At 33.5% G+C, this 24,089-nt stretch carries 22 protein-coding genes and 1 pseudogene; 8 read left to right on the forward strand and 15 right to left on the reverse strand.

All coding sequences use genetic code 11. From position 1 onward, the window contains the following. Positions 1–240: 240 nt before the first annotated feature. The 3 genes from ACFX40_RS25265 (at position 241) to ACFX40_RS25275 (ending at position 1,785) form a co-directional block, all read left to right on the forward strand. Entirely contained in the window at positions 241–459 is a 219-nt protein-coding gene (locus ACFX40_RS25265; protein WP_098366527.1) for a hypothetical protein, read from the forward strand. Positions 460–507: 48 nt separating this feature from the next. Further along, positions 508–714, forward strand: a complete 207-nt coding sequence (locus ACFX40_RS25270; protein ID WP_371400302.1) for a DUF6007 family protein — start codon at positions 508–510, stop codon at positions 712–714. Positions 715–1,635: 921 nt separating this feature from the next. After that, complete coding sequence (locus ACFX40_RS25275) at positions 1,636–1,785, forward strand: hypothetical protein (protein ID WP_377256959.1); 150 nt, start codon at positions 1,636–1,638, stop codon at positions 1,783–1,785. Positions 1,786–1,973: 188 nt separating this feature from the next. Here ACFX40_RS25275 and ACFX40_RS25280 read toward each other — a convergent pair whose 3' ends face one another. The 7 genes and pseudogenes from ACFX40_RS25280 to ACFX40_RS25310 all read right to left on the reverse strand — a co-directional run bounded on the left by ACFX40_RS25280 (position 1,974) and on the right by ACFX40_RS25310 (position 9,621). Further along, positions 1,974–2,816, reverse strand: a complete 843-nt coding sequence (locus ACFX40_RS25280; RefSeq protein WP_377256962.1) for an alpha/beta fold hydrolase — start codon at positions 2,814–2,816, stop codon at positions 1,974–1,976. Positions 2,817–2,837: 21 nt separating this feature from the next. Beyond that, on the reverse strand, positions 2,838–3,851 hold the full coding sequence (locus ACFX40_RS25285; RefSeq protein ID WP_377256965.1) for an NADP-dependent oxidoreductase: 1,014 nt from the start codon (positions 3,849–3,851) through the stop codon (positions 2,838–2,840). A gap of 370 nt (positions 3,852–4,221) precedes the next feature. Beyond that, entirely contained in the window at positions 4,222–4,971 is a 750-nt protein-coding gene (locus ACFX40_RS25290) for an SDR family NAD(P)-dependent oxidoreductase (RefSeq protein ID WP_377256968.1), read from the reverse strand. Between the two features lie 68 nt (positions 4,972–5,039). Next, positions 5,040–5,615: a TetR/AcrR family transcriptional regulator gene (locus ACFX40_RS25295; protein WP_377256971.1), complete on the reverse strand. Its 576-nt coding sequence runs from the start codon at positions 5,613–5,615 to the stop codon at positions 5,040–5,042. A 552-nt stretch (positions 5,616–6,167) separates the two neighbouring features. After that, positions 6,168–6,617: pseudogene (locus ACFX40_RS25300) on the reverse strand (PTS sugar transporter subunit IIA); the annotation flags it as partial. A gap of 262 nt (positions 6,618–6,879) precedes the next feature. Continuing rightward, positions 6,880–8,265, reverse strand: a complete 1,386-nt coding sequence (locus tag ACFX40_RS25305) for a PTS transporter subunit EIIC (RefSeq protein ID WP_377256974.1) — start codon at positions 8,263–8,265, stop codon at positions 6,880–6,882. 12 nt (positions 8,266–8,277) lie between these two features. Continuing rightward, positions 8,278–9,621: a glycoside hydrolase family 32 protein gene (locus ACFX40_RS25310; protein ID WP_377256977.1), complete on the reverse strand. Its 1,344-nt coding sequence runs from the start codon at positions 9,619–9,621 to the stop codon at positions 8,278–8,280. 352 nt (positions 9,622–9,973) lie between these two features. Here ACFX40_RS25310 and ACFX40_RS25315 point away from each other — a divergent pair, with 352 nt between their 5' ends. Beyond that, entirely contained in the window at positions 9,974–10,864 is an 891-nt protein-coding gene (locus ACFX40_RS25315; RefSeq protein WP_377256979.1) for a helix-turn-helix transcriptional regulator, read from the forward strand. Between the two features lie 193 nt (positions 10,865–11,057). Here the strand turns inward: ACFX40_RS25315 and ACFX40_RS25320 are convergent, their stop codons facing one another. Next, the gene (locus ACFX40_RS25320) at positions 11,058–11,873 is read right to left on the reverse strand and encodes an AraC family transcriptional regulator (RefSeq protein WP_377256981.1); all 816 of its coding nucleotides are present in this window, start codon (positions 11,871–11,873) and stop codon (positions 11,058–11,060) included. A 197-nt stretch (positions 11,874–12,070) separates the two neighbouring features. On the opposite strand from ACFX40_RS25320, the gene ACFX40_RS25325 reads away from it, so the two are divergent. Next, on the forward strand, positions 12,071–14,263 hold the full coding sequence (locus ACFX40_RS25325) for an alpha-galactosidase (protein ID WP_377256984.1): 2,193 nt from the start codon (positions 12,071–12,073) through the stop codon (positions 14,261–14,263). A 133-nt stretch (positions 14,264–14,396) separates the two neighbouring features. Here the strand turns inward: ACFX40_RS25325 and ACFX40_RS25330 are convergent, their stop codons facing one another. The 3 genes from ACFX40_RS25330 to ACFX40_RS25340 all read right to left on the reverse strand — a co-directional run bounded on the left by ACFX40_RS25330 (position 14,397) and on the right by ACFX40_RS25340 (position 17,006). Beyond that, positions 14,397–15,455: an alkene reductase gene (locus ACFX40_RS25330; protein ID WP_377256987.1), complete on the reverse strand. Its 1,059-nt coding sequence runs from the start codon at positions 15,453–15,455 to the stop codon at positions 14,397–14,399. A gap of 14 nt (positions 15,456–15,469) precedes the next feature. After that, complete coding sequence (locus ACFX40_RS25335; protein ID WP_377256990.1) at positions 15,470–16,318, reverse strand: alpha/beta fold hydrolase; 849 nt, start codon at positions 16,316–16,318, stop codon at positions 15,470–15,472. A 112-nt stretch (positions 16,319–16,430) separates the two neighbouring features. After that, the gene (locus ACFX40_RS25340; protein ID WP_377256993.1) at positions 16,431–17,006 is read right to left on the reverse strand and encodes a TetR/AcrR family transcriptional regulator; all 576 of its coding nucleotides are present in this window, start codon (positions 17,004–17,006) and stop codon (positions 16,431–16,433) included. A gap of 985 nt (positions 17,007–17,991) precedes the next feature. Here ACFX40_RS25340 and ACFX40_RS25345 point away from each other — a divergent pair. Beyond that, complete coding sequence (locus ACFX40_RS25345) at positions 17,992–18,765, forward strand: DUF6414 family protein (protein WP_377256996.1); 774 nt, start codon at positions 17,992–17,994, stop codon at positions 18,763–18,765. After that, positions 18,755–19,837: an AAA family ATPase gene (locus ACFX40_RS25350; RefSeq protein ID WP_377256999.1), complete on the forward strand. Its 1,083-nt coding sequence runs from the start codon at positions 18,755–18,757 to the stop codon at positions 19,835–19,837. The genes ACFX40_RS25345 and ACFX40_RS25350 overlap by 11 nt, the downstream gene beginning before the upstream one ends. Before the next feature lie 987 nt (positions 19,838–20,824). On the opposite strand, the gene ACFX40_RS25355 is transcribed toward ACFX40_RS25350, so the two are convergent. From ACFX40_RS25355 to ACFX40_RS25365, 3 genes are read right to left on the reverse strand one after another with little or no spacing between them, the layout of a single operon-like run. Beyond that, complete coding sequence (locus ACFX40_RS25355; RefSeq protein WP_377257002.1) at positions 20,825–21,616, reverse strand: ABC transporter permease; 792 nt, start codon at positions 21,614–21,616, stop codon at positions 20,825–20,827. Next, positions 21,613–22,518, reverse strand: coding sequence for an ABC transporter ATP-binding protein (locus tag ACFX40_RS25360; RefSeq protein WP_230185300.1), 906 nt, complete (start codon positions 22,516–22,518; stop codon positions 21,613–21,615). The genes ACFX40_RS25355 and ACFX40_RS25360 overlap by 4 nt, the downstream gene beginning before the upstream one ends. After that, positions 22,515–22,754, reverse strand: coding sequence for a PLD nuclease N-terminal domain-containing protein (locus ACFX40_RS25365; protein WP_192101212.1), 240 nt, complete (start codon positions 22,752–22,754; stop codon positions 22,515–22,517). The genes ACFX40_RS25360 and ACFX40_RS25365 overlap by 4 nt, the downstream gene beginning before the upstream one ends. A gap of 125 nt (positions 22,755–22,879) precedes the next feature. Here ACFX40_RS25365 and ACFX40_RS25370 point away from each other — a divergent pair, with 125 nt between their 5' ends. After that, positions 22,880–23,425 (forward strand): transcriptional regulator, encoded by a 546-nt coding sequence (locus ACFX40_RS25370; protein ID WP_230185299.1) that lies wholly within the window; start codon positions 22,880–22,882, stop codon positions 23,423–23,425. 389 nt (positions 23,426–23,814) lie between these two features. Here ACFX40_RS25370 and ACFX40_RS25375 read toward each other — a convergent pair whose 3' ends face one another. Continuing rightward, positions 23,815–24,066 (reverse strand): hypothetical protein, encoded by a 252-nt coding sequence (locus ACFX40_RS25375; RefSeq protein WP_377257006.1) that lies wholly within the window; start codon positions 24,064–24,066, stop codon positions 23,815–23,817. Positions 24,067–24,089 lie beyond the last annotated feature (23 nt).

The raw sequence follows: 24,089 nt of genomic DNA on the forward strand, positions 1-24,089 counted from the left end.
GTATTCTGGACCATGCATTTGTCCTCTGTTTCCACATTTCCTCATGCAACCGACAGACTCGTTACCAAGAATGCCGTTTCGGATGGAGATCATCTTCGCGTCTAGATGAGTAGCGTTAGTTACACTGTAAGAAAGCGACTTCTTGTCGCACCATAAAATGTATTATAAGCACGTTTACTAAAAATACATTTATTTCTTTTTATGGTAAAATAAAAATGATAATGTATAGGGGGATTCATATTGATTAAAAATTTACCTTTGCTAATTTTCATTTTAATAATTGGAGTTAGTACTTCTACAATGAGTACTAATGAGCATTTGCCTATGTTTCTTGAATGGACTTTACCAATAATAAGTATTATTTTTAATGCTACTGCAGTTGTAGGGCTATCCTTACACGTATTCGTATATAAACCTATGAAGCAAGCAGAAGATAACCTAAATGAAGTTATTAAATAAAAGAACTTTGTAAGCCATGAAACGGAGGAATAAAGAAAGTTGAACGATATGTTACATACAAAAAAACTATTTAAAGACATGATGATTTGGGAATGTGTATTATTTATACCTTCACTTTTACTCATGTCATACTTACCTTTAAATAATTTACTAGACATGTTTATTAACGTTATTATCCTTATTTTAAGTGTAATAGGAATATTTGCTATACGTACGTACATAAAAGATCAAAGAACAAATTGTATCGACAAGTAAAAAGAGCACCTTTGAACGGGTGCTCTTTTTTAAATTCAGTTACCATAAAACGTATTATCGGCAACCATAAACAAATAGCAGCTTAATTCAAGCTGCTATTTGTTATACATAATTTCCCTTTATTTGAACATTCTACTTCAGAAGGGCTAAAATATTCACTCTAATATATAAAGGTGGATTCATATAAATGAAAGGTAAAATTCATAAACATAAAGCTTTTCTTGCAATTTTCGGTATTTATGCTCTTCCCTTTACTATTATCTTTTTTACCGATTACTTAGTCCGGATAACTAAGAGAAAGTAGTTTATACTCTTATTGGATAATAAATAGGATTTTGAGCAAACTACACAAGACGCCGTGAGGCATCAGCGAAAATCCTTACTGCAATAGAGCAGAAAAAACCTACCTCTTTGGATTGGGAAGAGATAGGTTTTTTCTATTTTTAAGATGTATACTCCATACATTTTTAGTTTACATAAACACTCTTTCCGGAAGACACTACAAAAAAGAACCCTTGTCGCAGAACGGTTCCGCCGAGGGTTCTTTTTCCGGAGTATGCATCTTTTTATACACTGTTCATTTATCAACGTTTTTTCAGTAGGTGGTTGAGAAACTAATGTATAAGAAGTGCACCTTTTATACATATGCTCGTTTACTACGCTTAATTCCTTGACAAAAGACATCCCAAGTTGAAGAGATTCTTTTCTCTAAACGCTCTAATCTTCCCCCATACAACATCTCTACAAATAATCCATCTAGAATGGTGAGATAGGCTGCCGTAGCAGTATCAGCACTAAATTTAGAATGTAATAAATGATCTTTTTCTTCAAATAATGATTCTAACAAACACTCTAAACTATTCGTTAATCGATAAGATTCACGTATTATCAGCTCTTTGAGTTGTTGTGGAGGAAAATATAATGAATAAAGAAGAATTTGAATTGGCCATTAAACAACTCCCCAATATAAGATATGAATATTTTATTAAAAAGTTGCTGACCATGAAGAAATTTGGGGTTTATATAACTATCGTTGGGCAACAGCACAAGGTATCCATGGTAATATTTTGATTCCTTTCTTTCCAAAAAAATTTTAGCAAAAAATATGAATGTATATTTGCTAAAATAATTCAATATTTTTTGCCAGGATCGTTGTTTTAATTATGGAGATGGATGCTCATCCTTCACTTTTGATTATAATTGATAAACGAAGACTAATATTCATATTTTCAAAAGGATAGTCTGTATTTTAATGTTCATTAGCTTAAAAATGTTAGTACAATTTCGACAAACTCTTTTGGATATTGAAATAAAGAACCATGTCCTGCATGATTAAATATTATTATCTTACTATTAGGAATTCTATTTGATAAGTCATATGAATTTTCTGTTGGAACCATGCGATCATTATCTCCGTTTATTATTAATGTTGGCTGAACAATTTTGGATAGATCTGCAGGCTTCTCTTTACCCCATTTAGTGATTGCATCTAATTGTTTTCTATAAGCTTTTAAACTAATTGTTTTATCTCGATGTTTTTTCCTTTTTTTTATTTGAGTTAGAAATTCCTTAGCCTTTTTCTTACCATTATCTGTGGTTGGAAAAAACAGATAGGTCTTGACGTCTTTAAAAGTCAAGGCAGCACGGACAAGATCAAGATTAGTAATACGGCTGACATTAGAAATCCCTTTTCCTCCTCGAGGTCCCGTACCAACTAATACCACCTTTCTTACCAAGTTTGGTTCTTTTGAAATTAATTCTTGCGCAATCATTCCGCCCATAGACAAAGCAATCAAATCAACCTTTAAAAATCCTAATAGTTTTATAAATGTGATAGCATCATCTGCCATTTGAGGGATGTTGTTTGGTACTTCACCATTGGATAGTCCGACCCCTGTGTTATCAAATGCGATGACCCAATGACTTTTAGCAAGACCATCGATAACCCTTGAATCCCAATTATCAAGATTAGCTGATAGATGTGTCAATAAAATAATAGGGGTTCCTTTTTTTTCTCCTAATTCTCTATACGCATACCTTTTACCATTCTGTTGCTGAATGAATAAGTTAGGTGCGTCAATATAAGAATAATAAATCGACATTGCTCCTCCTCCTACTTACCTTCAAAATTTAATAACCACTTTTCCTTTTGGATGACCATTTGCAACTAAGTTTAGTGCTTCGTTAATGTTATCAATTGTAAAATTAGTAGGATCGATAGCTGGAACAATATTGTTTTCTTCAATAATGTTCGTAATTTTTTCTAACTGCTTTCCATCAGCTCTTACGAAAAGAAAGCGATATTGAACAGCCTGTTTTTTTGCTTTCCTATCAAATTTAGCACCAACTAGTCCAAAAAGGATTTGTTTCCATTTGGGAAAACCTCCATCTATTGCAAACTGCTTATTTGGTCCTGTACGAAGACTTAGTAAGCGACCACCTGATTTGATAATGGACAACTCTCTGTCAAATTCATCTGCACCGAGTGTATCAATAACATAATCAACTTTGTCTAATATTTCCCAATAATTTTCCTTCGTGTAATCTATATATTGATCCGCACCAGCATTCAACGTCCTTTCTTTAGCAGAAGGACTCCCAGAAACAATGACCTTCAATCCCATTTCTTTAGCAATTGGAACAGCCATTTGGCCAAAGCTTCCGGATCCTCCTGGAATGAACACTGTTTGCTCTTTTTTCGCTTCTAACTCTTCTGTTAACCCTTGAAATGCCGTCAAACCAGTTAGAGGTGCAGCAGCTCCAGTGACATAATCTAAATTTTTCGGCAAATGCCAGATGGCTGCTGCATCAACTGCAACATACTCTGCAAATGCTCCAATCTTCTCAATAGGGAGTCTCGTATAAATAGAATCTCCTACCTTAAATTCATGTGCATTTTCACCAACTTTTTCAACTATTCCAGTTAGTTCATTTCCTAATGTAAGAGGCATTTCATAATCTTGAATTAGTTTTACGCTTCCTGTAATATTTAATATTTCAAGTGGGTTGACCGCCGCAGCTTTGACTTTTACCAAGACTTCGTTGTCATCGATTTCTGGGATTGGAATGTCATTTACTTGGGCATGGATATTTTTTGAGTACTTGGTGATCTGAGCTGCTTTCATGAGTGTTTTCATTTTTTTATCAGCACCCTTCCGTTGAGTTGCATTTATTAAGTTTCTTTACCTTATTTTTATTATTTTTGCTGTCTGCTTCATTTTTCTATCCTCAATATAATTCTTTTTATAAGATCTTATGTTATTCCAATCATTTAGGTGGAGGGAATCTTATTTTAGGAGATGTCTGCCTCCCTATTTTAGGATCAACCCACCACCAAAAACTTAAATACTTACAACAGCATCTTTATGATCCATTTGGTACTGTTATTTTTTAGAACGTTCATTCTCAATTGATTAAATTTTTTTGAAACGATACTGTAAAGAAATTTATATTTCTCATCCTCACAGATTATTTCCGTTTCTTTAGTTTAAAACTTTTGGTGACAAATTATGCGCCTAGTATTGGATAAATTTGATCTCTTAATTTGAATTCATAGTTTACATCTACAATCCCTACCACTTTATCTCTGTCATAAAGTTCCATCATAAAACCAGCCATTTGCTTAGCTGTGTGATACATAGGGACATTTGCTTTATAATCAAATTCTTTCATATCACTTGCAGATTTCGCGAATTCTGTTTCCGTCATTGCTGGTGCTAAAATCTTCACCTTCATTTTCGCACCTTTCTGTTCGAGTTCTTTTGCAAGCCCTTCTGTGAATGCACTAACAAAATATTTAGATGCAGAGTAAGTAATACTACCAACATAAATTGCATATCCGAGTGCTGAAGATACGTTAATTAATTGAGTTCCCTCTACATGAGAATAGTCTCGCGCAAATAGTGTAGAAAGGATTGTCAATGACTCTATATTAAGACGTAACATGTTTTCTACCTTATCTAAATTCTGATCTGTTACAGAAGAGGATTCACCAATTCCAGCATTATTAATCCAAGTCTCAATTTGATACTCCTTTAAACTGTTGTACAGTGTATATACCTGATCTGTGACAGATAGATCACTTGTACGAATAATAACATCTAAATCAGGATTTATATTCTGAATGGCTGATTTAAGACCTTCTAATTTATCTAATCTTCTAGCTACAATAATTAAGTTTTTGCCGCGAGCAGCAAATTCTAGGACAGTTTCATATCCTATACCTGAGCTTGCTCCTGTAATAACTGTGTACTTCATATTCATTCTCTCCTTAAAAATATATTCAGATTGGTGTTAATTAGTTTATTTAAATAACAAGATATATCTTAGTCCAGTATTGATAAAGTCAAATCAATAATGGTTTCTAATTCTTTCTTATTATCTGTTGTTTTTGCTAATACTCGTATTCCTACAAGGGAATTATGAATAAATTTAGAAAGCCCTTTGATATCATAGTGTTCAGGGATTTCTCCTTGTTCTTGACCATGTTTCAGTAGATCAAATAATAAGGTTTCGGTCTTTATAAAAGTCTCTGTAACTTTTTCAGATACTTCTTGATCGAGTAACGATAATTCAACTGCTGTGTTTACTGTTAAACACCCTTTTGGCTGTTTATCATTTGGATAAATAACCATTTTAAATAATTTTCGTATAGCCTGCTTAACCGTTAATTCTGGTTTTATGTTATTTTTAATTCTTTCATCCATTACTTCTACATAATGACTTAGGGCTCGAATAAATAAAGTATGTTTATCCCCGAATGTATCATAGATACTTCTACGGTGAATGCCCATATAGTTCACTAAATCTTGCATGGATGTTTTTTCATACCCCTGTTGCCAGAAAAGCTCCATTGCTCTCCTTAATGCTTCTTTTTCATCAAATTCTTTATTTCTAGCCATGTACTCCCACCTTAGAAAGTATTATCTCGTATTTCTGAGAAAATATTTAGAACTATTTGACGCACTTAGAGTGCAACAATTTTATACTATTCATTCTCTCTCAATAAATTCTTTAGGTATTTTGAGAATGATCATTCTTAATTGGGTAAAAAAACTGTTAGATCTAACTTGTTTTGAGTATATCAATTTAAGAACGTTCAGTAAAGAATTTTTAACCAAAAGTTGAAGACCATTATTTTCCTAACAGCACAGAACTCATTCGTGTGTTTTCTCCTTTAAGTTTAAGATCAAAAATAACCTATTTTTCGCCACTAAATGTAAAAGATAAAACTTACTTTTTATAAATATAAGTTTTATCTTTTTTTACTCTTTGCACCAACAAAATTTGTCCTAACCACGCCAATGATAACTATATCTCTACCAATTAAGTGATAGAGTTGAAAGGATTCTTATAAGAATAAGACGCTAGCAACAATCGTATTTAGCTAAACTAAAAAATAGAAAAGAAAACATTAGAGTTACTTCTATGTTCTCTTCTCCGTTTTTAAAGTATTATTTCATACTGCAATTAAATATTACATCCCCAAAGTTAGTTACTCTCTCTTGACTTGCTTCAATTTCCAAAACCTTCTCCATATTTGTAATAATAATAGGAGTAACAATATCCTTCTTTTTACTTTTTAAATATTCTAAATTTACTTTTACTAAAGGGTCCCCTGCCTTAATAGGTTCATCGGTATTCACAAGTACTTCGAAGCCTTCTCCATTTAATTCGACAGTTTCTAAGCCGATATGGATAAGTAATTCAAGCCCTTTTTCAGAGCGAATTCCAATAGCATGTTTTGTAGGGAATACTTGGATAACTTGACCGTTAACCGGCGACACAACTTTCCCACTCTTTGGAATAATAGCAATTCCGTCTCCCATCATCTTTTTTGAAAATACAGGATCAGGAACTTTTGATAAAGGGATGATATCTCCATATAGTGGTGCAAATATTTCCTCTATTTGAGTAATATTTTTCTTTTTGAAAAGCCCTTTTAACATGATTATATTCCTCCCTTAAAACATTAGGATCATTGGATGGTCCACATATCGGATAAATATAATATTCTTGTCTCCATATATTTATCGATACAGACCTTTTAAATTGTTTGGTCATACCATCTTACGTCCGATAAGGTTGTTTTTATGTTTTCCATACTATAGTTATATTCACTATCTTCATCTTAGTTAGTAGATGAACATTTGACAGATAGCCATTTTACTTTGTTTTCTTCTCCATTGAGTGTTGGTAACCTATTGTATAGGTCAAAACAAATGACACAGAGAAAGCAACAACGTTTACAAGTATATAAAGGGGCAATTGATTATTTAAATATAGTAACATTCCAGGAATACCTGTTAGCGCCATTCCTGTGGCTTTTAAATGCAAGATAGAGGCTAGGAACCCTCCAACTCCTCCACCTATCATTGACATAATAAAAGGTTTCACTAAAGGAAGTGTTACACCAAAAACTGCTGGTTCGGTTATACCTAAAGCTGCAGACAAGCTAGATGGATAGGCAATTTGTTTTGTTTTTGGCGAAAGGGTTTTAAGTGCCACTGCCAACACTGCACCAGCTTGAGCGACATTTCCAGGTGCAATTGCATTTAACTTGTTCCAACCAGTCTGTGTAAGCATATTGATCTCTAAAAAACTTATAATGTGGTGAATTCCAAAAATACCAAGTAACTGACTAAAGCTTCCATAAATTAAACCTCCAATTCCATATGGTAACTCAAGTAAAAATTCAACCCCATGCAAAACAAGTAATTCTACTCCGTGGAAGATAGGACCAATAATAAAAAGTGCTAATGTAATACCAGAAAGTAGTGTTAAAAATGGTGTGAGTATAAGATCAAGTGAATTCGGTATTTTTGTTCGTAAAAACTGTTCGAGTTTAGATGCGACAATTCCTGTAATAAACGCAGGCAGTACAGAACCTTGATATCCTACAACTTTAATAAAGCCGAAAAACACTAATGGATCTTCTAATTTCTGTCCTACTGCGTATGCATTTGGTAATGCTGGATTAACAAGCATTAATCCTAGGACAATTCCTAATACAGGGTTACCACCAAAAACTTTAAACGTTGACCAACAAATTAGAGCAGGTAAAAAGGCGAAAGCTGTATCTGTTAAAACTTGTGTAAATAGCAACAATTCCTTCGGAACGCTTTTGGTTGTTAAGCCTACTAATTCTAGGACAGCTTCCTGGGTTATTAAACTTCTAAATCCCATAAATAAACCAGTCGCTACTAAGACAGGTATAATAGGAACAAAGATGTCTCCGAAAACCCGAACACCGCGTTGAAAGCGATTACCTTCTTTCTTAACAGAAGGCTGATTTTGAACATTTCCATCCAATAACTTCATAATTTCTGTATAGATCTTATTAACTAACCCTGTTCCTAAAATAATCTGATACTGCCCAGAATTAAAGAAACTTCCCTTTACTTTGTCTAAGTTTTCAATTTCTTTAACATTTAATTTGTCTTTATCAACAGTAATAATTCGCAGTCTTGTAGCACAATGTGTAACAGAATGGATATTTTCACTTCCACCAACTAATTCTATAATCTTTTTGGCCACCTCTTGATCTTTCATACTATTCTCCCCTTATAATGAAAAATAAAGTAATTCACCTTTTGGGTGTAACCCATCATATTTCACACTCAAATTTTCTTCCTCAGTAAAGTATCTTAATGAAAAAACGCATTCCCCATCATTCACAAATATCTCTATGGAGGAGTTATCACTAAAAATACTCATTTGTGATATACCTTGAACCTTCTTAGATTTCGTCTCCTTTTTATTGGTCGCCCAATTCTCACGCGTAACAGACAATACGTTTTTCTTACCACAATAATGAACCTCTACTGCTTCATTTCTCAAAAACAAGTGAAAGTCACTAGTGCAATTATCTCGAGTCAATTCTAGTTCAAACCGTCCACTTTCTAATTCAAAACAACCTTGTGAGGATGTAAAACTTTGTCTACATCTCCTAAGCTGCTTCACTTCTTCAATAGGTTTTTGTTTAATTTTCCCATCCTCCCATGTTATAACGCGTGGCAACGTCAAACAATGCAAATAACCATATTGCTTAGTAGGGCATAAATGCTCCTCTTCCTCGTTCATTCGTGACATCCATCCCACCATAATTCGTCTTCCTTTATGATCGGCAAAAGATTGAGGTGCATAGAAATCAAATCCATGGTCAAGTAATTCTAAAGAACCTTTTGGTAGAAATTTCTTTATTTTTTCGTCAAATTTTCCAGATATAAACGCTGCATAACTGGAAACACCTATTACGTTATCACCTTCTTCCAGTCTTACTTGAGGACAACAAACCAATATATCTGTTTCATCATTTATAGAAAACAAATCTGGGCATTCACACATGTTTTCTAACTGTTGGTCATACAAAATATTTTCATATTTCCAATCCAATAGATTAAAAGAAGAGTAGAGTGCAACCGCACCTTTTCGTTCATTTGTTTGCGCACCTACAACCATCCACCAGTTCGTTTTGCCTCTCCAAACTTTTGGATCTCGATAGTGTTCTGTAAACTCTGCAGGTGTTTCAATTACATTTTCTTTTTTTATAAAAGTCCGACCATCTTTAGAGATACTAATACACTGGTAACTTTTCCTCTCCCCGTCAATTTTTACGTTTCCAGTATAAAATAAATATATTTCTCCTTTATGTTCTATACTGCTCCCTGAATAAACACCATTTTGATCAAAATCTCTGTCTGGAAGAATTGCAGAACCTTGATTAGACCAATCAATCATATTAGTTGAAGTAAACAGCCCCCACTCTTTGTATTGATGATTGGTATCAAAACGATTCCATTGGTGGAAAAAATAATATCTATCTTTGAACCAAATTAAGCCATTTGGGTCATTTATCAAGCCTCTATCTGGCTCTATATGATATGTCATTTTATAAGGATTCTTCAAAAAACATCTCACTCTCCATCAAACATTTCTTATTTTTATAACGCTTTCATTTCTCTTTAGAAATAAACTAAAAAGACTTTATATCACAGGTGCAACAAAAAGGTGAAATTTAATAATCTTTTTATCTACAAAAATAAATTGTAGTAACAAAATTAAAAGTTAAAAATCTTTTCTATGGAAATGTTGCTTCTTATACTGATGAACGCAATCCTTTTCATATCCCATCCTCCATTAAAAGTTAGTGTTGTATTTTGGGTAAATTTTTATTAATGTATTTCTTATAATTTATAATACGGAGACTTTAATTTTCAGGCAATGGTAAATAAAATATAGAAAAGAGGGTAATATATTGTTGTCTTTAACTCATGATAAACATCAAAGTTTTCTTTACCGTCATTCAAAAGAACCATTAACCAAAGATGTTCGTATTTCTTCCATAGGGTTTGAAAAGCGTGTATCAACTGATTATTATTGGGATGGGCGAATGCGAAAAAATAACCTTAACCATTATATCTTTCAATATACTTTGAGTGGATATGGTGAAATACGAATAGGTGAACAAATATTAACTATTGAACCTGGTCAAGCGTTTATCGTAAAAATACCAAGTGATCATTGCTATTATCTACCAAAGGGAAGTCCTGAATGGGAATTTATCTTTATTACATTAGAAGGACCAAAAGCTGAGGAATGCTGGGATTATGTCATTGACCAATTCGGAATACAACTAACATTAGACGATACCTCACCGTTAATTTTTTCACTAAAAGAAATTTATCAATTTGCTGTTAAAGAGGGAATTGGAGACTCTTTTATTTCATCAGCCAAAGCATATGAGTTTATAATGAGTCTTTACCGTTTTACGAAAGGACTTGATCAGGTTAAATCTGAGATTCCAAACGACATTCTCACGGCAATTCATTTTTTGACGGAGCATTATCATGAACCTCTTTCACTAGAGGAGATTGCAGAACATACAGGTCTGTCAAAATACTACTTTACAAACAAGTTTCAAAAGTATACAAACACAACACCAATTCAATTTCTAACAACTATACGTATGGAAAAAGCAATGGAGCTCTTGCTAAAAACAAATAAAACACTCCATGAAATTGCCATAGAAACAGGATATGATAATGCAAATTACTTTAGCAAAGTATTTAAAAAGATGATTGGCATGTCTGCAGATAGTTTTAGAAAAGACAAAAAAATGTTGGATAATTATCATGTCATTATCAATTAAGAAAATCTGTTACGCATAATAGAAACCAGATAAGGCTGTCGAGTTCTTTCCGACAGCCTTATCTGGTTTCTACATAACTATCTTAAAGAAGTAACCTCAGCGTTTTTATTCATATGGATAAAGCTAAGTTTAATAATTAAAAACTATCTACTTGTAAAGGTATAGAGTAGTAGTCTTACTTTATATCCAATTATCATTCTTTCTTTCTATAGTCCGAAGGAGTGAGCTTTTTCATTTTTTTAAATGTCTTTGAAAATAGCAGTACATCATTATACCCTACTGATCGAGCAATATCCCCAATTTTAAGCTCAGAATTTGTCAGGAGAAAACATGCTTTTTCTATTCTTAAATTTAATAAAAACTCTTGCGGCGACTTATTAAGATATTGCTTAAATAATCGATAAAGATATGAACGGTCAATGGAAATATATTTAGCAATATCATTGACCGTAATATAATGCGTGTAATTCTGTTCAATGAAGAGTAACGCATCTTCAATATACTTTTGCTGTTTTACTTCCATGGCCATTTCACGATTTGGATAAAGCTCACTTAATATATATAGAAATTCATACAGCTTTGATGTTAATAGTAAATCTTTATTAGACATTAACCTTGAGGCCGTTATGATACTCTCCATGCAGTTGATTAGTTTATGGTCTTGAGTGAACGCAAGAACGGGATATTCCATACATAAATTTGATCTGTTCAAATATTCTTTTGCTTTTACCCCATTGAAACCAATCCATGTATATTCCCAAGGGTCCTCCACATCTGCTTCATAATAAATTAAAGTGTTTGGTTCAATTAAAAATCCTTCATTTTTTCCTAGATGATAGGTTTTATCGTGTACTTTAAAAGTACCCTTTCCTTTTAAAATATAGTGAAATATGTATCCATTTCGTATTGCTGGACCATATGAATGCTTACTGATACAAGCTTCCCTGCCGCATGTGTATAAATTAAGATCTAAATTGTTATGTGAATGATTAGAAAAGGTCAAAGTCATTTTGTCACCTCGAATTGAAAATGATTGCAAGTTATCACATTGTTCCATAATGAGTCTACATAATTCCATATAAATATGTAAATAAAACTAATAAAATGAATACAGAAACATTAAGCAATGCAACATATTTCACTAAATAATATCCGATATATTATAAATTAAAATAAGCGATACTTACTTATACGTGGGAGGTTATTATGACAATTTACATCGATGATGAACAACTTTTATTTCATTTGCAAGGAGAAAACACGAGCTATGTTATGCAAGTTATACGAGATGGCTATTTAGCCCACTTATACTGGGGGAAGAATGTTCGTTCGTACCGTGGGAGTAACAAAATTATCTTTATGAATCGAGAGTTTTCACCTAACCCAGATGCGCTAGATCGAACATTTTCGCTAGATACGCTACCTCAAGAATATCCTGCATATGGAAATGGTGATTTTAGAACTCCAGCGTATCAAATACAACTAGAAAATGGGTCTACTGTGACAGACCTTCGTTATAAAGAATACAAAATTTATAAAGGAAAACCAAATTTGAAAGGGCTACCGTCTACATATGTAGACGATGAAAATGAAGCAGAAACACTAGAGATTACTATGGAAGATGAATTGCTGGGACTGACTGCTACGTTAACATATAGCTTGTATGAAGAGCGAGATGTTATCACTAGATCTGTTCGATTTGATAATAAAGGATTACAAAACTTAAAATTTCTTCGAGCGTTAAGTACTAGTGTTGACTTTCGTGATGATGAATATGAATTAATCACATTGTCTGGTGCTCATAGCAACGAAAAAAATATTCAAAGACGAAAAATTGTACCAGGAATTCAAATGGTTGATAGTTGCCGCGGAGCCAGCAGTCCTCAACAAGCGCCATTTTTAGCGCTAGTAAGAAAAGGTACTGATGAAGATCAGGGTGAAGTGTATGCGTTTAACCTTGTTTATAGTGGGAATTTTACTGCACAAGTTCAAGTAGATCCATATCACAATACAAGAGTATCTATGGGGATTAACCCTTTGGATTTCTCGTGGTTATTAGAACCAGGGGAAACCTTTCAAACGCCTGAAGTGGTAATGGTGTATACAGCAAAAGGATTAGGTGATATGTCCAGTATCTATCACGAATTATATAGTAAAAGGCTATGTCGCCTGCCCTTTCGAGATAGCGTCCGTCCTATTTTAATTAATAATTGGGAAGCTACCTATTTTGATTTTAATGCAGACAAAATTGAACAAATTGCTAATGAAGCAAAAAAAGTAGGAATAGAACTATTTGTATTAGATGATGGCTGGTTTGGAAAACGTAATGATAGTAAAAGCTCATTAGGGGATTGGGTAGTCAACCATCGTAAACTTCCAAAAGGCTTAGAAGATCTTGCAAATCGTGTGCGTAATCTAGATATGGAATTTGGTTTATGGTTTGAACCTGAAATGATTTCTATAGATAGTAATTTATATAGAAATCATCCAGATTGGTGTTTACATGTACCAGATCGCCCTCATACCTTAGGAAGAAATCAACTCGTTTTAGATTTATCGAGGCAGGAAGTCTGTGACTATGTGATAAAAGCATTGTCAGATATTTTATCTAGTGCTTCCATAACCTATGTAAAATGGGATATGAATCGTCATATGACAGATGTAGGGTCAGCAGCATTACCACCTGAACGACAGCGTGAAACAGCTCATCGTTATATACTAGGGTTATATAAAATAATGGAAGAAATCACAAAAAGGTTTCCAAACATATTGTTTGAGAGTTGTTCAAGTGGTGGAGGTCGCTTTGACGCAGGAATGCTCTATTATATGCCTCAAACATGGACAAGTGATAACACAGATGCAATTTCCCGTTTAAAAATTCAATATGGTACAAGTCTTGTTTATCCACCTATCACAATGGGAGCACACGTTTCATCTGTTCCAAACCATCAAGTTGGAAGGGTTACTCCACTTGAAACAAGAGGGTATGTCGCCATGTCTGGAAACCTTGGTTATGAGCTAGATTTAACCAAGTTAACTGATGAAGAAAAAACTGTAGTTAAACAACAAATTACCTTGTATAAAGAAATTCGATCACTTATTCAGTTTGGTAGATTTTATAGAATATTTAACCCTTTTGATGGGAATGAAGCCGCATGGAATTTTGTTTCTGAAGATCAATCCGAAGCAGTAGCTAGTTATTTCAAAGTATTATCTCAACCAGCAGCTCCTATTCGAACTATAAAATTTAAAGGTTTAAATCCAGATTATGCTTATCAAAATGTTGAGACAGGAGAGCTATTTGGAGGAGATGAGTTGATGAATGTTGGTATTACGCTTCCAATAATCAAACAAGACTTTTTAAGTCTATTCTGGAGATTTAAAAAGCATATTATGTAACTTATGTAAGTAGCTTTATTAGTTTTTCTAATAACTGCTTTTATTCTGGAGATTTAAATCATGTATCTTTTCATAACAAACCTAATAAAAAAGATTATGAATATCCCTAGATGGGATATTCATATCAAATAAATTATTTTAAGAAAGGGTAATCTGTATAACCTTCTTTTCCTCCTGCATAGAGCGTATTTTTATCAGGTTCGTTTAGGGGAGCACCTGATTGAATCCGTTCTACAAAGTCTGGATTAGCTAGTACCCAAGTGCCTACTGTGATAACATCTGCAAGATTATTATCTAAATCAGACGAAAGTTGATCTAGAGGACGACCTGGACGGTTAACAAGAAGTGATTGATCCCAAAGTTGACGCACATCTTTTAGGAATTGTTCGTTTCCAAAGTGCATTAAATGCAGATATGCAAGGCTAAGCTTATTTAATTCACTTATTAAATAGTGATACATCTCAAGGCTATTTTCTCCCTCATCAATGCCTTGCAGTGTTCCTTGAGGAGAAAAACGGATGCCTGTTCTTTCTGCTCCTATTTCATCAACAACTGCCTTAGCTACTTCAATAGCGAAGCGAGAACGCCCCTCAATCGTACCACCATATGCATCTTGACGATGATTGGAGTTTTCACTAAGGAATTGTTGGATCAGATAACCATTCGCTCCGTGAATTTCAACTCCGTCTGCACCAGCTTCAATTGCTGAACGTGCTGCTAAACGAAACTCATTGATAACATCTTTTATCTCAAGCTCACTCAATTCTCTTGGTGTTGGAATTTCTTTCATTCCTTCTGCCGTGAAAATTTCTACACCAGGTGCAATAGCTGATGGTGCAACTGCTTGGCGATGGTGAGGTGTGTTATCAGGGTGTGATACACGTCCCACATGCATAAGCTGAACAAAAATATGACCGCCTTCACTATGAACTTTAGAAGTTACTTTTTTCCATCCTTTAATATGGTTTTCTGTATAAATACCAGGCGTATTAGTGTAACCTTGCCCATCGTCTGAAGGTTGGGTTCCTTCGCTTATAATTAATCCAACTGAAGCGCGCTGACCATAGTACTCTGCTACTAAATTGTTCGGCGTACCATCTGGTAAAGCTCTACTTCTAGTCATCGGAGCCATGGCTATACGATTTTTCAAATCAATGTTTCCGATACGAACTTTTTCAAATAATCTGCTCATATGAATACTCCCTTTTAATAAGAATTAGAATCAAGAAATGAATTTACATTTTCTGCGAATAGTTCTGGGAATTGAAACAGATGTCCGTGACCAGAATCAGGATAGATAATCAGCTGTGCTTTGGGTAATTTCTCTGTTAAGATATAACTGTTTTTAGTCGGTACCATCACATCATTAACCCCATTAGTAACAAGTACAGGGTGTTTGATATTTTGTAACCATTCATAATCATGATTAGATTTTTGTTTAGCCCATTTTGCAATGGCTTGTAATTGTGCCTCTTTTACTTGCTCTGAACTGTTTACTTTTTTCTGATTAAAAATTCTTTGTAGTGAAGCCATTCCTGCAGATTTACTTGTTTCGGTTTGCTCGTAGAAAAAGAACATAAAATCATTTATTCCATCTTCTTCCGTTCCGCCGTGACGATTCATTCTTTCAAAAATCTCTGGATTTGGATTAATGCCAGATTCAGGAGAAGTACCTGCCATGATAATTTTTCGTACTAAATCTCCTTCTTGTAAAGCTAGCTCTTGTGCAACCATGCCACCAATGGAAAAACCAAGAATATCGACTTGAGTTAACCCTAGTGCTTTAATAAATGTTCCTGCATCCTGTGCCATTTCAGCTATCGTAGTAGGTGTTTGCCCATCGGTCTCACCAACCCCTTTATTGTCAAATAAGATTACTGGGCGTGTATTTGCAATAGGTTCAATCATGTTTGGATCCCAGTTTTCCATCGTTCCTCTAAAATGAACAAGAAATACTACTGGTATACCATCTTGTGTACCAAATTTTCTATATGCGTAACGAATTCCATCTGCTTCAATAAATTCTGATTCTGTTGGTATTTTAAAATTTGTCATTTTTGTGTTCCTCCTTAGAAATTAAAAATACGATTTTATAAGTATGCATTATGATGGTTTGTTTCATATTAATTTTAGAACGATCATTCTAAAAAAGGTAAAAAAAAGAAAGCTAGTCTAACACTGAAAGTGCTAGAGCGATGATGCCTTCTAATTCTTTTTTATCATAATTAGTTTTTATTAGTACTCTTATACCTACCAAATTGTTGTGTAAGAAACGAGATGTGTTATCAGAATCGATCTCTTTTGATAGTTCTCCACTATTTTGGCCCCGTTTTATAAGGTTATTAAGCATATCTTCAGTACGGTTAAACATTTTTGTAACTATGCATCCAATTTCTTTGTCCACCAAGGATAATTCAACGGCTGCATTTACTGATAGACAACCTTTTGGGTATTGTTCAATGGCATTCAGTATGAACATAAAAACATCACGTATCGCCTGTTTAGTGGATGAAGTGCTGCTAATTATGCTTTCCATCTCCTTGACGATGAGCTCTTCATAGTGATTAAGGGAAGCTAAAAACAATGAACGCTTGTCACCAAATGTGTCATAGATACTCCTGCGGTGTATCCCCATATAATCAACCAAATCTTGCATGGATGTTTTTTCATAACCCTGTTCCCAGAAAAGCTCCATTGCTTTTCTCAATGCTGCTTTTTCGTCGAATTCTTTGCTTCTACCCATTTTATTTCTCCTTAAAAAAATTCATGAGTCAATACTAACAAAAACAAACGTCATAATCCATTATAGAATGAACGTTCTAAAATAAAGACATGAATTTCAAACCATGATTAAACAATAACATTTCTAGAACGATTAGTAAAGAATTATAACTGACCAATAATTTCTAAAAAATCTGCTACATATCGTAATATTATCCATTAACTTTCACTTAGGGGTACCGCCAAACATATCTTCTATTCGTTTAGTTTCTTCAGGATTGTTTTCTCTCACTGTTTTAATTAATGGATCAAACTCTTCTACAGATGCACTCATACCAAATAAACAAGAAATAGCAAGTAGAAAAAAACATCTGATTTCTTACTCAATCAAACTGCGCCTTTAATTGTATAAGAACCTGAAAGAAGAAGAGGAAAATTAAGACAAGAAGAATTAAAAGGAACCCTTGACTTTATTCCTTTAACATTTTGAAACAGGATCAAATACATCGTCCGTAAAAGTATACTTTTACGGACTCTTCCTTTTTATAAGAAATCTATCATTTTTATCGTTCATTTAAGTTTGAAAACAAATTACGAACGTCTTTTTAGATTCGTGCACATTTACGAACGTTTCTTTACAAAATAAGAGAAAATTAAAGTTGGAAATTTTATCTTTCTTTGTACAAGACAAGTATCCAATCTACAAAATATGTATTTCATTAATACTTTTTTCTATTTCATTATCTATAAATACATATTTCAAGTTTTTGATATTATTATAAGTAAAAAAATTCAAATTAAATGTATAATTAAGGAATGTGTATGTTGTAAAATTATCAAGATCTTCATGAAGAAAAATACAATGTTTTATCAAATGCTGGATACAGCTGGTATAAAGAATATTACATAAGATATACAAACCAATTAATTAACTAATGAATTTAAAAGTAATAAAGTATTAGATATATTCAAGCAAGATCATTTTTTTTATGAGGAGTGAAAGTAATTTGTATAAGGTTATTTATTTCGACGAAGGTTCAGCAACAGATTTCTTACAAATTTATTATGGAGGAAATATTGAGATAGTTGATGAAGACAATGGTAAATTCACTTATAAAATGAGTGGATCTGCTGAAGGAAAAGCAGGGATAGGAAATAGCTTTTTATCATTAATAAAGGCAAGTATTTCTCTAACTGGTAATGCAAATATAGAAAAATCAAAGGATTCTTTGCTAAAATCTACTATTACAAATACTCTATTAGCAGACTTCGTTAAGTTTGCTAACAGCCATGATAACAAAAATAGCATTGAAATATTTGAAGGTTTTAAAGTGAATTCAATAAAAGATTCCTTTTCATTTATCAAAATGTATTCTCCTTATATTAAGATTTTAAAAGAGGATACAGAATATACACAAGAACTAGCAGATTTTAATTTTATGGAGATTGATGAAATTCTTAAAAGCGCTAAAGGATACTACGAACTATTAGCCGTTAAGGGAGAAGAAAAATCAATCCTTCGTTTCAATATTAATTCCTTTAGAAATAGTTATACGCTAACAGACCTAACTAAAATGAATCTAACATACTATGGAATAAAAGTTGGTGAATGCAGTTTAGAAGACTTACTTATTGAGAATGAATTCCCTAAAAATGTTGAGCCTAGAGAGTTGACTGCAGAAGAAATCCTTAATGGTGAGACGGAAGTACATACAAAAAATAACTTAGCAGTGTATGATGTACTGCTAGCTGGTATTCCGGGTGAAAAAAATGAAGTTTAAAATATTTAATGGCCCATTAGAACAGTTTGAAGAACTTATACCTATAGAACATACAAATTCACTCACAAAAGTTGTTACTTCTATGGACTTAGCCTTAAGAAAAGATGAATTGAACTTGGAATCTTTTCATTCACTTATTGTATATTCTGATGAATATTCAGCTGTTAAAGAACATTTTATAGAAGGATTTGTAAATTATATATTGCTTTATAAACAATATTTATTGTTTGAAGAGGTATTTTTACATAACCCTCCTAAGAAAATTTTAGAACAATTAGAGAGTCATAAACTAGAAATTGAATTAGAAATCGAAAACTATAATTATAAAGCAGTGACTATTGAAAACTTAAAAAAGATAAAAGAAGAATTTGATTCCAATGTTCTTGGGCAGGAGCATGTGAAAACCGAAATTCTACAAACGATATACCCCCTAATAAATTCATTAAGTAATAAGCCGAAAGTTATTATGTTATATGGTCCTCCTGGGGTTGGGAAAACTGAAACTGCAAAGTTAATAAATAAGATTCTTAGTGGGAGAAAATTATTTAGAAAACAATTGTCTATGTTCCATAACGATAACATTTACTCTTACATCTTTGGAGATAATGTTTTTTCTCTTGCAAAAGATTTGATTGATAGAGAAACAAATGTATTGCTATTAGATGAGTTTGATAAAGCACACCCTTTGTTTTATAGCGCCTTTTATGAAATGTTTGATGAAGGAAAATTTGAAGACAAATATTACAAGGTAAACTTAGAAAATACTATCATACTATGTACGTCTAACTACGAATCTGTTGGTGAAATTAAAGATAGACTGGGTGCTGCTTTATATTCTCGATTTGATAACTTCATTCAATATAAAGAGTTATCTGAACCTGCTAAATTAACGATACTAGAAAGAACCTATGAAGAAGAACTGATGAAATTTAACGAAGACGACCGACAGTACATACAACAACAAGACATATTAGACAAAATGAGAAAAGTTATAAACAACTATGATAATGCAAGAGAAATTCAAAGAACTTTAACGAAGGTATTAACATATCCTCTTGTGGAAAGGTTATAATTATCTTTATATAAATTAAATACTGGTTTTTAATAGTGACTTCCTATAATCAAACTTATGGTGCGACAAGAAGTCGCTTTTATATAGTGTGGCTTACGCCACTGGTTTAGACGCAAAAACTGTCCCCGTCCAAAACTGCGTGCCTGGTAACGGGCTCGTGGGTTGCATGCGGAAATGCGGAAACAGAGAGTCAGTGCACGACTCGGAACACTGCTAGGGGAAGATGAGTATGGTGAACATTAGTGAAGGTTTGTAAGCTTCGTAAGGATTAGCTCAGGATAGTGCACAGATTTGCCTGGGTATTGGCAAGAGGAAAAGCAGATTCATAAAGCTGCTGTGACGCGTCCCGTATCTTGCCCGGAGTAAAGAACCCACCTAACCTCGTCGTATCTATAAGATGCGAAACTTGGTAAGCCCTTTGTCATCTGTATAAACAGTAGGATGATTGCAAAGTCAAACGATGTGACAGAGGGTAAAGGATACGAGAGAAAGCAAATGCCGTCATCTCGAAAGAGAACAGGAAAGCAGGAAACTGTATAACTGGATGGATACTATCGTCCTTAGGGACAAACCCATGATAGGCCCGAAAGGGAGCTGACTTCTCGTTGGTCTCTCGTAGGAACATAAGGTTGTGGCTATCTTCTGACGAAAGAAACGTACTGTTATGTATACCTCCACTTGGAGCGTCGGCGTACGTTTTACTTACCGTTATGGTGTGTGATGAAGATACGACAGCAAATGGACCTGCAATGGGAGGCTTGAGCCGTATGAGTTGAAAGGCTCACGTACGGTTCTTAGGGGAGTCAGGGGCAGTGATGCCCCTCGCTTACCCGATTAAACCCAATTTTTTCTAATACAAAAGCTTACCCTATTTTTGGGTAAGCTCATTATTACTACTGTTAATAGTAGAGCAGTAAAAACGGAAGGGAATTCCCTAGCACAAACTAGATAAAAAAATCTCAGATCCTCATCACGATTATTCTCTACTTATTCATGACTAAACTTTTTATTAGAAATCCAATAATTTGTTATAAAGAGTGTCAATAAAATCCAAACGAATGTCAATAGTAAATTACCTACTGCATTTGAATCTACTAATCCCGTCATTAGTGTTTCCATTGCATGCTTACTCATACTGGCTGGATTTAATTGATCCATTATTGGGTTCAGACCGACGATTATCCTACAACCTATAAGGAAAATAATTGAAATTAATGCAATAATACCTTGACTGTAAAAAATAGCACTTATCATTGTTGTGAAAGATACGATAAAAAGAACCCATACTAGATAAAATATTAACCCAGTAATCATGTGTGAAAATGGAACAGCAGTAAAAAGATAATTTACATATAGGTAAGAGGTAAAGTATCCAATTGTTACACTAAAAGCTGCCATCAAATAATTTGATACTATTTTTCCACCTATATATGAAGTAACAGTAACAGGTCGTGTTAAAATAAAGGCCAGCATACCGTTGGCTTTATCTGTTTGAATGATACCCATCATAGAAATTGCAAGAATCATAAGACCAAGCTGATCAAACTGAGATCCTAAAGTACTTGCTAGTACTTCTCCTCCTTTTTGTGCTGTCATACTCGGATCAATGGTAATTCCCTGACCACCGCCTCCTAATGCTTCTAGAATTGATGGCAAGTAATGAGTTATTACTGGCTGCGTTGCCCCTAAAAATATAAAAACAATCGGTAGCCAAATTACCTTAAAATCACGTAACATTTGAACATATTCTTTTTTTATCAGTACAATTAAGTTATTCATTTCTGCACCACCAATTTTAAGAAGATTTCTTCTAAAGTATCGTTATTCATTTCAAATTTAACGATGTCCACTTTATGTTCGAGTGCATTTTGCAGCAATAAATTTTTATTTTTTTCGATACTTTCAACCTTTACTTTGACTTTAAGCCCAATAACTTCTACGTCCTTTACGTAAGGCAGTTTTTTTACATGGTCTACCCACTTTCGGTCCTTCGCTGTGATTTCCACAATTAACTTATTTTCGCTATTGCGGTTTAAAAGTTCGGTAATCTTTGTATCTTCTATTTTTGTTCCATCTTTCATAATGACAAATCGTTCACAAATTTCTTCCGCATCGCTTAATATATGGGTTGATAATAAAATGGTTGTATCTTTTTTTATTTCTTCAATCAGGTTTAACACTTCTCTTCGACCGATTGGATCTAATGCGGATACCGGTTCATCCATAACAATAAGAGAAGGTTTATGTAGTAAGGCTTGTGCTATACCAAGTCGTTGTTTCATTCCTCCAGAAAATGTACCAACCTTTGAGTTTTCTTCGCCCTTTAGCCCAACTTTTGTCAGAATCTCCGGTATCGAGTTTGTTAATACTTCTTTTTTCAATCCCGAAAGTTGACCCATAAACGTAAGAGTTTCTCTTGCTGTCATCCAATGAAAAAAATTAGGGTACTGTGGTAGGTAACCAATTTCTCTTTTCATTTTAGATATTTTTTTCCCATTCAATAAAACTTCACCAGTATTTGGATCGATGATATCTGAAATCACTTTTATTAATGTAGATTTGCCTGCTCCATTTGGCCCGATTAACCCGACACATTCCCCTGATTTCAGTTCCATCGAGAAATTATTGACAGCAATTTTCTCTTTAAATGATTTTGTTACATTTATAATCTCTAATTTCAAGAGTTCTCACCATCCTTTCTCCCTATAACAAAGTAAAGAATAGGTCCAAGTGTATTAACAAAAAGAATAATTAGGGCCCATATAAGGACATTTTCTCTTGTCTTTCTATGTCGGTATAAATCAATTAGTGCGATTAAAACTAAAAGCGTCCCCACTGCAATAACTGGCAATATAACGGGCAGAAAAGCCATAAAATCAAGATCTTTAAGGTCGTTTAATCCATAATGTAGTTGCATTTTCAACATTCCTTCCTAATCTCATTATCATTATTAATAATGATAAATCAAATGCAGATTCGTTGCAATCATTATTCTCATTATTTATAATAAGAATTAAATTTAATAAATAATAAGGTGATTGGATGAGTACTAAAGTTGAAATATTAATGCATCCGGTGAGAATAAAGATTTGCCAAGCATTAATGAGAAATAGAGAAAATGGGTTAACACCATTAGAAATGGTGAAAATTCTTAAAGATGTGCCCCAAGCAACTCTATATAGGCATCTTCAAACTATGTTTGATTCTGGTATTGTTTGTGTAATTAAAGAAAAAAAAGTAAAATCGGTTTCCGAAAAATATTACGCTATAAATGAAGAAGAGGCAAAAATTGACGGAAGTGAATGGAGGGAATTATCTAGCAAGGAAAAGTTAGACTATATTTCTTATTACCAGTTATCACTTATGACACAATATCAAACTTATCTTAAGAAATTAGGGGAACAAAACAGCCAAGAGGACGGGGCAACTTTTTCTGTAGTGGAATTAAAGATAGATGAGGAACATTTTATACAATTTCAAAACGAATTAAACGAATTAATGACTAAATACTACCATACCCAGAGTAAGGGAAACGAAAAAGAAGCCCCAGTTCGGACCATCGCTATTACAATTATTCCAGATACTTAAACTAAGTAAATATTTAGGGGGATTTGGTAATTAGAATACCGGACAAGTACCCATTATTTACTCGACATTCAATTGATCGATTATGGTAGCTTTAAATCTTATAAAAATATAGGCTGATGATTCCTTAGCGCAGGAGTCATCGGCTTTCTTTTTGTCTAATCTTGCTAGGCTTATGTTAGCAGGGACCCTTACAAAAAGTCGTAAACAAACAACTAGAAATCCCTTAACCTGTTTTAGCAGAAGATTAAATGTAACAGGTTAATTCCACCTTCAATTTTCATGTTTCTTTTTATACCAGCCCTTAGTGTATAAATTCTCATATAATTCATTCGTAACTGATCCCTCAAAGATAAAAAATATGTAGAAATCCTCTTTTACTAAAAAACCATTTATTTCATCTTATTTTTTCTTTTGAATTCAAAACTCACCATATAAGCTATTCCTAACGAAATAACAGCAGCAATACTAATCTTTATGTAAGAAATCTCTAAAGCCCAAGGACCGTATTTATGTGGGTTCAAACGATACATAGACCACCACTGTCCATTTTCACCTTTAAAGAATGAGACGATAATCCATAAAAGAACTAAGAACAAAAACCATGAAAAAAAGATAATATAACTAGACAGTTTTTTATTCATTGATCAACCCTCCGTCTTCTCAA

Origin of the sequence: Priestia sp. YIM B13552 (assembly GCF_042787775.1) — a bacterium.
GTDB classification, from domain to species: Bacteria; Bacillota; Bacilli; order Bacillales; family Bacillaceae_H; genus Priestia; species Priestia megaterium_E.

What these genes read in the sequence shown, in the direction of transcription:
- ACFX40_RS25270 (WP_371400302.1), top strand. Translation starts at nt 508, where the DNA reads ATGTTACATACAAAAAAACTATTTAAAGACATGATGATTTGGGAATGT.
- ACFX40_RS25275 (WP_377256959.1), top strand. Translation starts at nt 1,636, where the DNA reads ATGAATAAAGAAGAATTTGAATTGGCCATTAAACAACTCCCCAATATA.
- ACFX40_RS25280 (WP_377256962.1), bottom strand. Translation starts at nt 2,816, where the DNA reads ATGTCGATTTATTATTCTTATATTGACGCACCTAACTTATTCATTCAG.
- ACFX40_RS25285 (WP_377256965.1), bottom strand. Translation starts at nt 3,851, where the DNA reads ATGAAAACACTCATGAAAGCAGCTCAGATCACCAAGTACTCAAAAAAT.
- ACFX40_RS25290 (WP_377256968.1), bottom strand. Translation starts at nt 4,971, where the DNA reads ATGAAGTACACAGTTATTACAGGAGCAAGCTCAGGTATAGGATATGAA.
- ACFX40_RS25295 (WP_377256971.1), bottom strand. Translation starts at nt 5,615, where the DNA reads ATGGCTAGAAATAAAGAATTTGATGAAAAAGAAGCATTAAGGAGAGCA.
- ACFX40_RS25305 (WP_377256974.1), bottom strand. Translation starts at nt 8,265, where the DNA reads ATGAAAGATCAAGAGGTGGCCAAAAAGATTATAGAATTAGTTGGTGGA.
- ACFX40_RS25320 (WP_377256981.1), bottom strand. Translation starts at nt 11,873, where the DNA reads ATGACTTTGACCTTTTCTAATCATTCACATAACAATTTAGATCTTAAT.
- ACFX40_RS25325 (WP_377256984.1), top strand. Translation starts at nt 12,071, where the DNA reads ATGACAATTTACATCGATGATGAACAACTTTTATTTCATTTGCAAGGA.
- ACFX40_RS25330 (WP_377256987.1), bottom strand. Translation starts at nt 15,455, where the DNA reads ATGAGCAGATTATTTGAAAAAGTTCGTATCGGAAACATTGATTTGAAA.
- ACFX40_RS25335 (WP_377256990.1), bottom strand. Translation starts at nt 16,318, where the DNA reads ATGACAAATTTTAAAATACCAACAGAATCAGAATTTATTGAAGCAGAT.
- ACFX40_RS25340 (WP_377256993.1), bottom strand. Translation starts at nt 17,006, where the DNA reads ATGGGTAGAAGCAAAGAATTCGACGAAAAAGCAGCATTGAGAAAAGCA.
- ACFX40_RS25350 (WP_377256999.1), top strand. Translation starts at nt 18,755, where the DNA reads ATGAAGTTTAAAATATTTAATGGCCCATTAGAACAGTTTGAAGAACTT.
- ACFX40_RS25355 (WP_377257002.1), bottom strand. Translation starts at nt 21,616, where the DNA reads ATGAATAACTTAATTGTACTGATAAAAAAAGAATATGTTCAAATGTTA.
- ACFX40_RS25365 (WP_192101212.1), bottom strand. Translation starts at nt 22,754, where the DNA reads ATGCAACTACATTATGGATTAAACGACCTTAAAGATCTTGATTTTATG.
- ACFX40_RS25370 (WP_230185299.1), top strand. Translation starts at nt 22,880, where the DNA reads ATGAGTACTAAAGTTGAAATATTAATGCATCCGGTGAGAATAAAGATT.
- ACFX40_RS25375 (WP_377257006.1), bottom strand. Translation starts at nt 24,066, where the DNA reads ATGAATAAAAAACTGTCTAGTTATATTATCTTTTTTTCATGGTTTTTG.